The sequence below is a fragment of the Brevundimonas aurifodinae genome, from assembly GCF_040195595.1.
In the GTDB taxonomy this organism is placed as follows: Bacteria; Pseudomonadota; Alphaproteobacteria; order Caulobacterales; family Caulobacteraceae; genus Brevundimonas; species Brevundimonas aurifodinae.
This window is the reverse complement of record NZ_JBEGDD010000007.1, coordinates 122389-135095: the sequence shown is the minus strand read 5'-3', so window position 1 is coordinate 135095 and position 12707 is coordinate 122389. Positions and strand designations below refer to the sequence as shown.

Genomic DNA, 12707 nt, shown 5'->3' with positions numbered 1-12707 from the left:
GCGGCGTCGCAGGCCGCGATCTGGCTCCCGCGCGTCATATAGCCGATCTCGAGGTCGGCGATCGCGGCCTCATCCGGAATCCGGTACAGGTCACAGGCTCGGATCGCCGTCTCCGGCAGGGTCAGGCGCGGCGGCGCAACCGCCGAGGCCGGGCGCGATGCGGCACAGTTCGCGGTCATGAGCGCGCAGGCGATCGAGACGATCGGGCGCGAGGGGAAGGTCGGCGTCATTGGCGGCTCTCGCGTGAAGGGTGGAACGATGGGTGGTGGCGTCCAGACGGCGGGTGGTGGCCAGGACGGAGTCCAGCCGGGCGACCTGACCCGCCTGGGCTTGGGCTTCTGCGGCACGGACCTGGGCTTCGGACCGGGCAATGGAGGCCGAAGCCTCGGCGCGATCGGCGCGACGCCGCGCCAGGTCGAGAGGGTCCCAGCGAAAGCCGAGACCGCCCAGGACGAGGGCGGCAACCGCGAGGCCCACGAGGCCGACCGCGAGCCAACCCAGAGGCGTCAGCGCGCGCAACATGGCGACGGCGGTCATGGGAACACCCGCCGATCCAGCTCGAAATGCGGCCCGTCGCGCAGGGTCGGCCAGTCGCCGCCCCAGATCAGGGCGACGCCCTGTTCTTTGGCAGCCGTCTTCACTGTCTCGGCGATGCGGGGATAGAGGGGCCAGTCCCACCGCACCTTTCCCTCGACCAGGGCGGCGACGTCCACCGCGTGCCCGGTGAGGTGGGGGGACTTCAGTGTATGGCTGGCCCCGGCACGCACCAGGGCCGCCTGACGGGCGGGCGTCCGCAGACCCTCGGTGATCATGAAGTCGACGGGCGAGCGCGTGATCGCGCTCTCCAGCACCGCGACCAAGGCCGGATGAACCCCCTTCATGCGAGCGCGCGACCGGGTCGAGAAGCGAAAGCTCATCGGCCGCCTCCCTCGGCCAGACGCAGGCGCAGATTGGCGAGCAGGGCCACCAGCTGCTGGGCCGTCGGCGCGACGAGGTAGAGGACCAGCGTCAGGGCCAGAAGCCCCATCAGGCCGGCGGCAACGCGCGGCAGCTGGCTCGGCTCCGTGCGGTCGACCGCCGTGGCCAGAAGCCGCCACAGGGCGAAGCTGGCCAGGAAGACGTACAGGCGTCGCCACAGCCAGCGGGCCTCGGCCAGGGGTGGGATCGGGGGGCGATCAGTCACGGTCCATCTCCGGTGAAAACACAGGGCGGGTGGAGCGCCAGTCGGCGCCGGTGAGGTCGAGGCCCTCGTCGTGCGAGAGGCGCCGCGGCACCTCCCACACCTCGGGCTCCAGCAGACGATCGTCGGGCGAGATCAACCGCCGACGGCGGCGAAGCGGCGGCCTCATCCCTGCACCAGGATCAGGACGCAGCCGGAGGTGCCTGCGCCGCCTGAGCCGCCACTCGAAACACCGGCCCCGCCGCCACCGCCGCCGGCCCCGTGGGTCCCCCCTGCGCCGCCCGCGAAGCCCGCGCCGGACGCAGAGGCCGCGCCACCGCCACCGCCGCCACCGCTGATCGAGACCGGGACAGGCGGGGCCGCGCCAGTCGCGCCGACGGAGGCCGCGCCGCCCGCGCCACCGGGTGCCGGACAGGCCAGGAGGCCGCCCGTCCCGCCGTCGCCGCCGTCCCAGGCCGTGCCGGCCGCGTCGAGCGATCCGCCCGCGCCGCCGCCACCCGGAGCGGCCGGGGCAAGGCCAGACGTGCCCGGATCGCCCTCCGCCGTGGCCGAAGTCATGCCGCCCGGATTGCCACCGAACAGCCCCGCGCCTCCGGCACCGCCCGCGCCGCCGGTGGTTCCGTGCTGACCTGCCGCGCCGCCGCGCGCGGTCAACAGGGTCGCGCCGGCGCTGACGATCGTGGTGTCGCCACCCGCCGCCCCGGCCGCGCCGCCCGCGCCGAGGCCCACCGTCAAGGCTCCGGGCAAGTCGACGGTACGCCACAGGGCGGTCGACAGGCCCCCGCCGCCGCCACCGCCGCCGCCAGGACGCAGGCCGCTGGCCCCGGCACCGCCCTCTCCTCCACCCCCGCCGCCACCGACGGCCGTGACCGCCAGGGTTCGCGCCCAGTCCGGCGGGGTCCAGCCGCCCCCCGCCGTCAGCAGGACCACCTCGACCCGACCGGCGCCGCGCGGGAAGGCCACGCGGCCGTCGTCGCCGTCGATGCGAAAGGCCTCGCGCCAGGTCGCGCCGTCGTTCGAGACCTTCAGCACCAGGTCGTCGTCGCCGATCAGGCCGAACTCGGCGCGACCGCCGTAGCCGCTCTGGAACAGCAGCGACAGCACGTCGGTCGGTGTGTCCTTGTTCAGGGTGATCCGCAGGTCGCCGTCGCCGCCGTCGGCCTCGGGCCGGGCGGTCCAGAGCGCCTTGTTGATCTTGGCGGCGAAGGGATTGGTGGCGTCGGCCTCGGTGTTCAGGCCCAGCCGGGTCAGATTCTGGTGCTGGCCCCGACGGAGGATCGGGTTCCATCCTCCCGGCTCGCGCACGACCAGTTCCTCGCGGTCGCGCACCATAGCGACCGTGCCGACCGGCACGGGCACGCGCACCCAACCGCCGCTCTCGGCCCGGACCAGGTCGCCCGCGCTCCAGCCGCCCCACGCCGACCCGGTCGCGCCGGGGGGCAGGATGTAGAGATCACCCTGCTGAACCGCGTTCGGATCGTCCGGATCATCCGGCTGGACCGTCGTGGTGCGGCTGAGGACCGCCGTCTGGGTCAGGGCGTCGAGGCGGGCCAGGGCCTCGTTGACCGTGACGTGTTTCTGCAGCTGACCCGCCGCGACATAGGGCAGGGTCAGGCGCGCGCTGTGGCTGGATGGCATGTTCGATCTCCGCGTTAAGGCCGGAGACCAGTCTGTGGGAGCCACGAATGCGGGCGCATTCAGGGCGTCTCGTTCGAGACATCGCTTGATTTATAAGGGTTTTTTTGCCCGAGTTCGGATGATTGGCGGGAAATGGGGATGCGGGGAGGCCGTTGGAAGGGCTGGGAGGCCTCCCCGCGGACCGGCGCGCGGCTGTCAGGACCCCGACGCCACGAAGCGACGTCGAACGAGCCGGTCAGAGGCAGCTACGAGGGCGCGCCGCCGCCGGATGCGGTCAGAGTTGCTGAAGTTCGCCCGACGCCACGACCGGACCCTGGGGCTCGGTCGGCGGCGGTGTCGTGCCCGGTGCCTCGAGCGAGATGGCGACGGCCGTGGCCGTGCCCGCCTGTCCGCTGAGCGCCTCGGACAGGGTACGGCGCGAGGCCTCGGCCCCGTCGATCGCCCCGATCAGCTGGACGCCACCCTCGGGCCGGACCAGCCACAGGTGCGGCACGCCCGCCGAGGCCGCGATCGCGGTCGTCGGTGCGATGAACAGGTTTCCGGTCACGGTGTCGTAGGCGATGGTCACCGCGGGTGCCCCGCCCTCGGACAGGGTCAGGGTCGCCACGCGGGTGATGCCGCCGGCGGGCGCAGGCGCAGGCTCGGGAACGGGGGCCGGACGGGCGATCAGGACGGCGACCGCGACCAGGCTGGCGGCCAGAAGACCGGTCGAGCCGATGGCCCAGCCGCGCCAGAAGCCCAGGCGGCCGTTGTCGTTGGCGGCGGGCTCGATCGCCGCCTGAATGCGAGGCCAGACCAGGGGCGAGGGCTCGACGCCGCGCACCTCGGCGGCGAAGGCGGCGAGATGGGTGTTCCACGCCTCGACTTCGGCGGCGAAGGCGGGATCGGAACGCTCACGGGCGCGGGCCGCGCGCTCCTCGTCCGGGGACAGGACCCTCAGGGCCAGTTCGCCGGCCAAGGCACGGGCGTCGTCGGGGCCGGGGTCGTCGGTGGTGGGATCGGTCATGTTTCGAGGCAGCTCCTCAGCCTCATCAGCCCCCGGCGAATCCAGCTCTTCATCGTGCCCAGCGGCACGTTCTCGCGCTGGGCCAGGGCGTCGTAGGTCACCCCTTCCAGGAAGGCGGTGCGAATGACGCCACGCGCCTTGTCCTCAAGCTGCTCCAGGCAAGTGTTCAGCCGTCCGACCTCGTCCGCCTGCTCGATCGTTTCGGACGCCAGGGCGGCGTCATCGGCCAGATCATGAGCGTCCTCGACCGGGACGGCCCGGCGCATCGGCGCGGCGGAGCGCAAGCGGTCGATCGAACGATTGCGCGCGATCGTCACCAGCCAGGTAATGGGGCTGGCGCGCGAAGGGTCGAAACTTTCGGCCTTTCTCCATACGGTCAGATAGGTGTCCTGCAAGACGTCCTCGGCGGTTTGTCGGTCAGGCAAGATACGCAGGCACACGCCCAATAGCTTCGCCGACGTCGCCTCATAAACGATGCGAAAGGCGGATCGATCGCCCTGTCCGGCCTGGACCAGCGCGCCGGCCAGTTCGTCTCGCGTCAGCATTGCGGCCATGGAACACTCTTGGGGGTCACTAATGTCTGACTAGGGCGACCTGCGCCGTTCCCGTCAAGCCGAATGCGCGTCCTAGTCGTGCAGATAGACAATCCGCCGCTTCTGGGGGTCCGACCGCATCGTGGCCAGGTGACGGTCGTGATCGCCCGACGCCTTGGCCTCGCGCTCGTTGGCCTCGACCCAATGGGTGCTCTCGATGTCCTTCTGCAGCGCCTTGGCCGCCAGCAGGTGGCCCGGGAAGAAGAAGTCGACCACGTCGGGCGCGAACGGCACGACTTCACCGACCGCGGTCGTCGCGCTGTCCAGACCCAGATAGCTGACCATCCGCAGCAGCGTGCCCGGGGCCGCCCTGGCCCGCACCGCCTGCATCAGCAGCCAGCCGCTGGCCCCGACGCTGTAGACCGTGCCGACGACCGGGATCCAGGTCAGGAGGCCGTCGAGGCCCACGCCGAACGGGCCGAAGCCCACGGCCCGGTCGGACAGTTTCTTGATGCCCTCGACATTCGACCAGATTTTTTCGATATCCGCGACGGATCGTTTCGCCATCTCGCCCTCCCAGAGCGGGGTCAACGCGCCACATCGACCCGTGTTCATCATGAAAGCAACTGTCCGTGACGCTTATCGCCCGGCCGCGCCTGCGATTGTTCCTGACGGTGGTGCTGGCGCTGCTGTCCGGTCCGCCCCTGGCCATCGCGCTGGCCTCGCTGAGCGGCATCGGACACCGCTGGGTCGACATCCTGGCGCAGTTCGTCGGACCGGCTCTGGTGGCGGCCGTATTGCTCATCCTGACGTCCCTGGCGCTCCGGCTGCGAACAGGCGTGCTGTTGACCGGGATCGTCGGCGTGGCGGTCGTGATCGCGGGCTCGCCCCAGTGGTTTCCGGCCAAGGGCTGGCCGGCGGGCGACGAGGGCTTCACCGTCTACTTCGCCAATCTCTATGCCCTGAATACCGACGTGGAGACGGTTGACGCATCGATCCGGCAGGCGGATCCGGATGTGGTCGTCCTGATCGAGGTGAGCGACGGCGTCGGGGCGAGCCTTGATGCCCTGCTGGTGGACTTTCCCCATCGCGCCATCGGTCCCCGCTCGACGGACGGGGCCGGACCGTCCCGCTCGGTGATCGCCAGCCGCTGGCCGCTGACGGCACTGAGGACCCCTTTCGCCCAGCTGTACGGCGTCGCCGCCGCGGCCGAGACGCCGATCGGCCCGGTCACGGTGGCCGGCGTCCACCTGACACGTCCCTGGCCCTATCAGTACCAGTGGGGTCAGATCATCCAGGCGCAGGAACTGATCGACTGGCGGCGGACGGTGTCCGGGCCGTTGATCGTCGCCGGGGACTTCAACAGCGTGTCGTCGGCGCGGATCGGGCGGATGATCCGTTCGAAAACCCGGCTGGTCGCCGCGCCGGGCTGGCCAGGCACCTGGCATGCGGCCCTGCCCGCCTGGGCCGGGCTCACGATCGACCAGGTCTATCGGTCGCCCGACCTCGCGCTGGTCGATCGACGGCTGGGTCGGGACAACGGCTCGGACCACCGGGCGGTGGTCACCCGCTTCGTCAGGGCGCAGGCCCCGCCAACCGCGTAAGCCTCTCGGCATGGCCGTGGTCGGGAAAATCGGCCGCCACCCACTCGTCCTCGAAGGCTTTCAGAATCCGTCCCGTCTCGGGGCCCGGCGGCACGCCCAGCCTCGCTACCTCCCGTCCGCCGACCGGCATCCGGGGCGGGGTCCAGTCCGAGACCAGAGCCAGGGCCGTCCCTGCGGTCACACCTGTCGAGGCCTGCCCCAACAGTAGCCGATCCCGCACGGCCTCCGCCCCCAGCCGATAGACCAGGGCGCGCAACGTGGAGGGCGGGCTCTGGGGGTCCAGCGGCCCCTCGGCGGCGGCCGCGAGGCGATACTCCGTGGCACGAGGCAGGCGTAGTTCGGCGGCCACGCGCGCGGCCTGGGCGGGATCGACCGCGAGCAGGGTCGACAGGCGCAGGACGGGATCGTCGCTCAGGGCGACGAGGGCCTGAAAGAGCGCGAGCTGGGTCACTGCGGGAACGATGCGATCCAGCACCCCGGCGGACCGCATCGCCGCGACCGACGCGCGGGGATCCGGCGCCGCCAGCAGCTTCAGCAGTTCCTTGGACACCCGTTCGGCCGAAAGGCGCGACAGGCTGTCGGCATGGGCGGCGCAGGCAGCCAGACCCTGGGCGTCCGGCTCGGCCCGCCCGTACCAGGCGAAGAAGCGGAAGAAGCGCAGGATGCGCAGGTGGTCTTCCTCGATCCGCTGATGCGGGTCGCCGACGAAGACGACGCGACCCGCCAGGGCGTCGTCCAGACCTCCGCCGGTGGGATCGAACACCCGGCCTGCTCGATCGGCGTAGAGGGCGTTCAGGCGGAAGTCCCGCCGCCGCGCGTCCTCGCCCCAGTCGTCGGTGAAGGCGACGGTCGCGCGGCGCCCGTCGGTCTCCACATCGCGGCGCAGGGTGGTGATCTCGAACGGCCTGCGGTCGGCGACGGCCGTCACCGTGCCGTGGGCCAGGCCGGTGGGCACCGCCTTGATCCCGGCCGTCTTCAGGGCCGCCATCGTGGCCTCGGGCTTCAGCCGCGTGGCGATGTCGATGTCGTCCACCGGCCGACCAACGAGGCTGTTCCGGATACAGCCGCCCACGAAGCGCGCGCCGTCGGGCCCTCCCGCCGCGTCCAGCGCGTCCATGACGCGGACGGTGGCGGCATCGGTCAGCCAGGGCTGGACGGCGAGGCTGGGCGCGCCGCTCACGCCGCGTCCTCCGCCGTCGCCACGGCCGGCGCGCCCTCGTCGCCATAGAGCCTGAGCCTCAGGGCCCGTACGATGCCGGCGGTCACGCCCCAGATGTATCGATCCTCATAGGTCACCGACCAGAACCAGCGGCGCACGCCAGCGGGGCTCTCCAGATGCTCGCGGCGGAGTTGGGCCGGGTCCATCAGCAGATCCCACGGCACCTCGAAGATCTCGGCCACCTCGTCGAGCGAGGGCGTCAGGTCAGGCGTTCGGCTCAGCCAGCCGACCACTGGCGTGACCAGATAGCCCGTGCCGGTCTCATAGGTATCGGACAGTCCCAGGACCTCGACCGCCGCCGGGTCGAGCGCCACCTCCTCCCAGGCCTCGCGCAGCGCCGCCTCAACGGCCGTCTCGCCGGGGTCCAGCCGTCCGCCGGGAAAGGCGATCTGGCCCGTGTGCCGGGCCAGGCTGTCGGCGCGGCGCGTCAGCAGCACGCGCGCGCCCTCGGGCGTCTCGACCACGGGGATCAGCACGGCTGCGGGCTTCAGCGGCCCCGAGACCCAGCGTGTGGTGCCCGGGTTGAGGTCGAAGTCCGAGCGCGTCGCCTCACCGTCGGCGCGCCAGCCGTCCGTCGGAGCCAGGCGCTCGCGCAGTCGCTCCTTCAGCGTCTCCAGGCTCATGCCAGACCCGCACCGACCGGCCCGAGTGGGAACCAGACGCCGCCCGACGACACCGCCAGCCGTCCGTCCCGCTCCTCGGCCAGTTCGACGAGATCGTAGAAGACCGTTCGCGCGATCCTGGCCTCGAGGCCCCGGCGGACGTGGACACGCGGCGCGGGTTCGCCGCTGACCGGATCGGTCTCCACCGTGATCGGATGGTCCTCGCCGGCCCGGACCTCGTCGCCCACGTCGGTGGTGAAGACCAGGTCTTCGCCCTCACGCGTCATGGCCACGGCCCGGAACGGCAGGTCCTCCACCGTGATCTTCAGCTTCTCGGCCGGGGTGACCAGGTGATAGCCGTCGGGGTCCAGCCTCAGCACGGTCGAGAACAGCCGCACCAGTTCGGCCCGGCCGATCGGCGAGCCTTCGTGCATCCAGACCCCATCCGCGCGGATGACGATGTCGATGTCGCCGCAATGGGCCGGGTTCCACAGGTGAACGGGCGGCAGCCCGCGGGCCGCCTTCGCCGCCTCCGTGACCGCCGCGATCCCTGTTTTTGTCTCCGTCCCGCTCATGGCCCCAGACTTAGGCCGCGTCGGGCGCGGGCGAAAGACGGGTGTGCCTCAGCCCGGCCGGACCGGACCTTCCGCATGCCCGCCGGCGATCGGCAGCCAGAGGACACGCCGGGGATCCGCCGGGCCTGGCAGAATGGCACCGGGCGCCGCGGTGAAACCGAACCGCGCGAAATAGGGCGCGTCCCCGACCAGCAGAATGCCCGCGACGGCGCTGTGGCGCGCCTCCTCGACGCAGGCCGCGACCAGATCGGCCCCCAGCCCTTCGCGCCGGGCATCGGCCGCGACCGCGATCGGACCCAGGAACAGCGCCTCGGTTTCGCCGACCGTGACGGCCCACAGCCGTACCGAGCCGATCAGGCGACCGTCCTGACGCGCGGTGAAGCCTGCGACGCGCCGGGCGACCTCGCGCAGTCGTTCGGCTGTCTTGGCGAACCGGCCGGGCCCAAACGCACCGAGCACCAGCGCCTCGGCCTCGACGGCGTCGGCGAGCGTTTCCGGGGCGATCCGGACAGAAGACGAAGGAACGAGCGACGCGGACATGGCGCGCGCACCTAGGGCTTTCGCAGGCCCGCATCAATCCATGAACGATGACGACCGCTTGCCCCGACGGGACGAACGCGGGAAGGAACGGCCGAAATCGAGCAGGAGCGCGGCATGACGAAGCGAACTGTGGTGGTGACGGGCGGACACGGCGTCCTGGGTCGCGCGGTGGTCGAAGCCGCCCTGGTGCAGGGCCTGAACGTCGCCCTGATCGACCATGCCCAGGGCGAGACCCCGCCCGAAGGCGCGTTCGAGGTGGCGGGCGTCGACCTGACTGACGCGGACGCCGCCGGGGAGGCCCTGCAGTCCGTCGCGGACCGGTTTGGCGGGATCGACGCCCTGCTGAACATCGCCGGCGGGTTCGTCTGGCAGACGGTCGATGACGACAAGCCAGCCTGGGACCGGATGTTCGCCCTGAACCTGACCACCGCGCTGAACGCCTCGCGCGCCGCCCTGCCCTGGCTCAAAGCCTCGGCCGAGGGGCGGATCGTCAATGTCGGCGCGGCCGGGGCCCTGAAGGCGGCGGCGGGCATGGGTGCCTATGGCGCATCGAAGTCGGCGGTCCACCGCCTGACCGAGGCCCTCGCCGAGGAGCTGAAGTCGACCTCGGTCACCGTCAATGCCGTCCTGCCCTCCATCCTGGACACGCCCCAGAACCGCAGGGACATGCCCGACGCCGATCCGACGAAGTGGGTCGCGCCGGCCGATCTGGCGACGGTGGTCCTGTTCCTCGCCTCGCCCCAGAGCCGCGCGATCACCGGGGCCCTGGTGCCCGTCACCGGGCGCGTCTGACCATGGACCTGGTTCGCAGCCTGCTCTTCCTGCCGGCCTCGAACGCCCGCGCGATCGAAAAGGCGCGGACCCTTTCCGCGGACGTGGTCGTGCTGGACCTGGAGGACGCGGTCGCGCCGGAGGCCAAGGCCGAGGCTCGCGACGCGGCGGTCGAGGCGGTGCGAAGCGGGGGCTTCACCGCTCGGGTGGCTGTCCGCGTGAACGCCCTGGGCACCGAATGGGGCGAGGACGACGTCGCCGCCCTGTCGGGACTGCCGCTCGACTTCATCGTCGCCCCCAAGGTCGAGGATGCGGGCAGGGTCGATGCCTATGGTGCGCGCATGTCGGAGGGCGTGCGTCTGATCGCCATGATCGAGACCCCGGCGGCCCTGCTCTCCCTGCCCGCGATCGCGGCGGCGGGTGAGCCGCTCTCGGGCCTGATGCTGGGGGTCAACGATCTGGCCAAGGCGCTGGGAAGCGGTGAGTCCTCCGACCGGGAACCGCTGAGGCCCTGGTTGGCGGCGACGGTCGTGGCGGCGCGGGCCCACGGCCTGTTCGCCATCGACGGGGTCTGGAACCGGCTGGAAGACGCCGAGGGCCTCGCCGCCGAGTGCGCCCAGGGGCGACTCTACGGCTTCGACGGCAAGAGCCTGATCCATCCGGCGCAGATCGCGCCCGCCCACGCCGCCTTCTCGCCGACCCCGGAAGAAATCGCGGTGGCAAGGGCCGTGGTGGCCGCCTTCTCCGCCCCCGAGGCAGCGGACAAGGGCGCGATCCGGGTCGGCGGGGCCATGGTCGAGCGGCTGCATCTGGAACAGGCGCAAGCCCTTCTGGACCGGGCGGCGGCGTGTCGCTAGAGGCTTGGCGGTTCCTCCGGCGCGGCCCGGTCCGCCTGCCGCGAAAGCGTGACGATTGTCCCAGTCGACCTCTTCCCCCGACACGGCCTCGACGCCCGGACGCCGGGCCTGGGTGTGCTCGCCGGGCATCTGGGAAACGTCGTTCCTACGGACATTTCTGGCGGACTTCGACCTGCACGCCAGTCCGCTGGTTTCGGTCGACGCCGTCATCGGCTGGGGCCTGAAGCCGAGCTCGCGCGGCGGACGCCGCAGGGCGGGTCGGGCCGGCCTGCCCTATATCGCGCTGGAGGACGGCTTCCTCCGCTCCATCGGCCTGGGCGAAAGCGGGGCGGCGACGCTCAGCCTGATCGTCGACGACCTTGGTATCTATTACGACGCCACCCGCCCCTCGCGGCTGGAGTGTCTGATCCAGACGGCCGACGACTGGTGCGACGCGGCGATGCAAAACCGCGCCCGCGCCCTGATCGACCGCATCGTCGCCTCGGGCCTGTCCAAGACCAACATGGGCGCGGCGCTGGCCCCATCGGTCCTGAAGCCGGGCCGCCGCATCCTGCTGGTCGACCAGACGGCGGGGGACGCCTCCATCGCCTGTGGCCTTGCAGGGCCCGACAGTTTCGTCGCCATGGTCCGGGCCGCGCGCACCGAGCATCCGGACGCCCAGCTGATCGTCAAACGCCACCCCGCCGTCGCGGCCGGACGCAAGCAGGGATGCATTCCGGACAGCGAACTGGCCGGGCTGACCCTGATCGACACCGATGTCAGGGGTCCCGACTTGCTGGCGGCCGTGGACGCCGTCTGGTGCGTGACGTCGGCGCTCGGGTTCGAGGCCCTGCTGCGCGGCCTGCCGGTCCGCTGCTTCGGTGCCCCCTTCTATTCCGGTTGGGGCCTGACGACCGATGAGGTGACGACCGGCCGCCGGGGGGTGACGCGAGACATCGAGACGATCACCGCCGCCGCCCTGATCGCCTATCCCCGCTATATAGACCCCCAGACCGGCGAGCGCTGCGAGGCGGAAACGGCGGTCGCGCGGCTCATCACCCTGCGTGACCGCGCCGAGCGACTGGCGGGCGACTGGGCCGCCGTCGGCTTCGCCCCGGCCAAGCGCCCCCAGGTGCGCCGACTGCTGAATGGCCCCAAGACCCACCTGAGATACTTCGCCAGCGCCTCTCGCGCCGTCGCCCATGCGGAGCGGACCGGCGGCCGTCTGATCTACTGGGCCGGCAAGGAGACACCCGAGATCGCGGCGGCGGCCGCAGCGACCACGGCCCCGGTGGTGCGGATGGAGGACGGCTTCATTCGGTCGCGCGGCCTGGGCTCGGACTTCTTCGGCGCTCTGAGCGTCGCCCTGGACGATCTCGGCGTCTACTACGATCCGACGGCCCCCTCGCGGCTGGAGCGGCTGATCGACGATGGGGGGCAGGACGAGGCGATGCTGGCGCGCGCCGCGGCCCTGCGCGCGCGGATCGTCGGCGCGGGCCTGTCGAAGTACAATCTCGCCAGTGGACCCGCGCGGCCCGACTGGCCCGCCGACCGGATGAAGCTGCTGGTCGTGGGCCAGGTCGAGAACGACAAATCGATCCTGAAGGGGTGCGGCGACATCCGCACCAACTCGGGCCTGGTCGAGGCGGCGCGCGCCGACTTTCCCGACGCCTTCCTGATCTACCGCAACCATCCGGACGTCATGAGCGGCAACCGCCCCGGTCGGTTGGACGCCCACGCGATGGAGGCAGTCGACGCCGTCGCTGACGACCTGGACATCATAGACTGCCTGGAGGCCTGCGATACGCTCGCCACGCTAACGTCGCTGTCGGGCTTCGAGGCGTTGCTGCGTGGCAAGGTCGTTGCGACCTATGGGCGACCCTTCTACGGCGGCTGGGGGCTGACGACCGACCGGATGACCTTCGAGCGGCGCACGCGGCGAGCCGGCCTGGCTGCCCTCGTCGCCGCCGCCCTGATCCAGTACCCGATCTATGTCACGCCCGAGGGCTGGCCGTGCGAGGCCGAGGACCTGGTCGAGCGCCTGATCCGCGAGCGCGACACACCCGCCCCGCCCCCGCCGCCTCACCAGATCGCCCGCTGGTGGAAGGGCATCATCGCCAGTCTCGACCGCCGCCCGCCGCCGTCCTATTGAGACCTGAAACCAGAGGGATATCGTCCCTCAAACAGCGAGGCTCCGCGAGCC

Annotated in this window: 16 protein-coding genes; 4 read left to right on the top strand and 12 right to left on the bottom strand. The window is 71.6% G+C overall.

Going from position 1 to position 12707, the window contains the following annotated elements:
- Positions 1-90: 90 nt before the first annotated feature.
- The 8 genes from ABN401_RS10070 to ABN401_RS10035 all read right to left on the bottom strand — a co-directional run bounded on the left by ABN401_RS10070 (position 91) and on the right by ABN401_RS10035 (position 4924).
- Positions 91-537, bottom strand: coding sequence for a hypothetical protein (locus tag ABN401_RS10070; RefSeq protein WP_349684711.1), 447 nt, complete (start codon positions 535-537; stop codon positions 91-93).
- Entirely contained in the window at positions 534-917 is a 384-nt protein-coding gene (locus ABN401_RS10065) for a M15 family metallopeptidase (protein ID WP_349684710.1), read from the bottom strand. Before ABN401_RS10065 ends, ABN401_RS10070 begins: the two co-directional genes overlap by 4 nt.
- Positions 914-1183, bottom strand: a complete 270-nt coding sequence (locus ABN401_RS10060) for a hypothetical protein (protein ID WP_349684709.1) — start codon at positions 1181-1183, stop codon at positions 914-916. The genes ABN401_RS10065 and ABN401_RS10060 overlap by 4 nt, the downstream gene beginning before the upstream one ends.
- Positions 1176-1349, bottom strand: a complete 174-nt coding sequence (locus ABN401_RS10055; RefSeq protein ID WP_349684708.1) for a hypothetical protein — start codon at positions 1347-1349, stop codon at positions 1176-1178. The genes ABN401_RS10060 and ABN401_RS10055 overlap by 8 nt, the downstream gene beginning before the upstream one ends.
- Complete coding sequence (locus ABN401_RS10050; protein ID WP_349684707.1) at positions 1346-2818, bottom strand: DUF2793 domain-containing protein; 1473 nt, start codon at positions 2816-2818, stop codon at positions 1346-1348. Before ABN401_RS10050 ends, ABN401_RS10055 begins: the two co-directional genes overlap by 4 nt.
- 274 nt (positions 2819-3092) lie before the next feature.
- Positions 3093-3824 (bottom strand): anti-sigma factor, encoded by a 732-nt coding sequence (locus tag ABN401_RS10045; RefSeq protein WP_349684706.1) that lies wholly within the window; start codon positions 3822-3824, stop codon positions 3093-3095.
- Complete coding sequence (locus ABN401_RS10040) at positions 3821-4378, bottom strand: sigma-70 family RNA polymerase sigma factor (protein ID WP_349684705.1); 558 nt, start codon at positions 4376-4378, stop codon at positions 3821-3823. The genes ABN401_RS10045 and ABN401_RS10040 overlap by 4 nt, the downstream gene beginning before the upstream one ends.
- Before the next feature lie 72 nt (positions 4379-4450).
- Entirely contained in the window at positions 4451-4924 is a 474-nt protein-coding gene (locus ABN401_RS10035) for a DUF4112 domain-containing protein (protein ID WP_349684704.1), read from the bottom strand.
- A gap of 65 nt (positions 4925-4989) precedes the next feature.
- Between ABN401_RS10035 and ABN401_RS10030 the strand changes: the two genes are divergently transcribed.
- Positions 4990-5961 (top strand): endonuclease/exonuclease/phosphatase family protein, encoded by a 972-nt coding sequence (locus ABN401_RS10030; RefSeq protein ID WP_349684703.1) that lies wholly within the window; start codon positions 4990-4992, stop codon positions 5959-5961.
- Here the strand turns inward: ABN401_RS10030 and ABN401_RS10025 are convergent.
- The 4 genes from ABN401_RS10025 to ABN401_RS10010 are packed head-to-tail and all read right to left on the bottom strand — an operon-like array spanning position 5933 to position 8897.
- The gene (locus ABN401_RS10025) at positions 5933-7141 is read right to left on the bottom strand and encodes a CCA tRNA nucleotidyltransferase (protein ID WP_349684702.1); all 1209 of its coding nucleotides are present in this window, start codon (positions 7139-7141) and stop codon (positions 5933-5935) included. The two genes, ABN401_RS10030 and ABN401_RS10025, sit on opposite strands and share 29 nt — an antisense overlap.
- Positions 7138-7803 carry a CoA pyrophosphatase gene (locus ABN401_RS10020; protein ID WP_349684701.1) on the bottom strand — a complete coding sequence of 222 codons (666 nt, stop codon included), beginning with the start codon at positions 7801-7803 and terminating at the stop codon, positions 7138-7140. The genes ABN401_RS10025 and ABN401_RS10020 overlap by 4 nt, the downstream gene beginning before the upstream one ends.
- Entirely contained in the window at positions 7800-8357 is a 558-nt protein-coding gene (locus ABN401_RS10015) for a DUF1285 domain-containing protein (RefSeq protein ID WP_349684700.1), read from the bottom strand. Before ABN401_RS10015 ends, ABN401_RS10020 begins: the two co-directional genes overlap by 4 nt.
- Before the next feature lie 48 nt (positions 8358-8405).
- On the bottom strand, positions 8406-8897 hold the full coding sequence (locus ABN401_RS10010) for a GNAT family N-acetyltransferase (RefSeq protein WP_349684699.1): 492 nt from the start codon (positions 8895-8897) through the stop codon (positions 8406-8408).
- 114 nt (positions 8898-9011) lie between these two features.
- Between ABN401_RS10010 and ABN401_RS10005 the strand changes: the two genes are divergently transcribed.
- From ABN401_RS10005 to ABN401_RS09995, 3 genes are read left to right on the top strand one after another with little or no spacing between them, the layout of a single operon-like run.
- The gene (locus ABN401_RS10005; protein WP_349684698.1) at positions 9012-9689 is read left to right on the top strand and encodes an SDR family NAD(P)-dependent oxidoreductase; all 678 of its coding nucleotides are present in this window, start codon (positions 9012-9014) and stop codon (positions 9687-9689) included.
- A gap of 2 nt (positions 9690-9691) precedes the next feature.
- Complete coding sequence (locus ABN401_RS10000) at positions 9692-10525, top strand: HpcH/HpaI aldolase/citrate lyase family protein (protein WP_349684697.1); 834 nt, start codon at positions 9692-9694, stop codon at positions 10523-10525.
- A gap of 55 nt (positions 10526-10580) precedes the next feature.
- Entirely contained in the window at positions 10581-12656 is a 2076-nt protein-coding gene (locus ABN401_RS09995; protein ID WP_349684696.1) for a capsule polysaccharide biogenesis protein, read from the top strand.
- Positions 12657-12707 lie beyond the last annotated feature (51 nt).

Coding starts and splice junctions, on each gene's coding strand:
- ABN401_RS10065 (WP_349684710.1), bottom strand. CDS start 917: ATGAGCTTTCGCTTCTCGACCCGGTCGCGCGCTCGCATGAAGGGGGTT.
- ABN401_RS10010 (WP_349684699.1), bottom strand. CDS start 8,897: ATGTCCGCGTCGCTCGTTCCTTCGTCTTCTGTCCGGATCGCCCCGGAA.
- ABN401_RS10040 (WP_349684705.1), bottom strand. CDS start 4,378: ATGGCCGCAATGCTGACGCGAGACGAACTGGCCGGCGCGCTGGTCCAG.
- ABN401_RS10015 (WP_349684700.1), bottom strand. CDS start 8,357: ATGAGCGGGACGGAGACAAAAACAGGGATCGCGGCGGTCACGGAGGCG.
- ABN401_RS10020 (WP_349684701.1), bottom strand. CDS start 7,803: ATGAGCCTGGAGACGCTGAAGGAGCGACTGCGCGAGCGCCTGGCTCCG.
- ABN401_RS10055 (WP_349684708.1), bottom strand. CDS start 1,349: ATGAGGCCGCCGCTTCGCCGCCGTCGGCGGTTGATCTCGCCCGACGAT.
- ABN401_RS10050 (WP_349684707.1), bottom strand. CDS start 2,818: ATGCCATCCAGCCACAGCGCGCGCCTGACCCTGCCCTATGTCGCGGCG.
- ABN401_RS10070 (WP_349684711.1), bottom strand. CDS start 537: ATGACCGCCGTCGCCATGTTGCGCGCGCTGACGCCTCTGGGTTGGCTC.
- ABN401_RS10000 (WP_349684697.1), top strand. CDS start 9,692: ATGGACCTGGTTCGCAGCCTGCTCTTCCTGCCGGCCTCGAACGCCCGC.
- ABN401_RS10035 (WP_349684704.1), bottom strand. CDS start 4,924: ATGGCGAAACGATCCGTCGCGGATATCGAAAAAATCTGGTCGAATGTC.
- ABN401_RS10045 (WP_349684706.1), bottom strand. CDS start 3,824: ATGACCGATCCCACCACCGACGACCCCGGCCCCGACGACGCCCGTGCC.
- ABN401_RS10005 (WP_349684698.1), top strand. CDS start 9,012: ATGACGAAGCGAACTGTGGTGGTGACGGGCGGACACGGCGTCCTGGGT.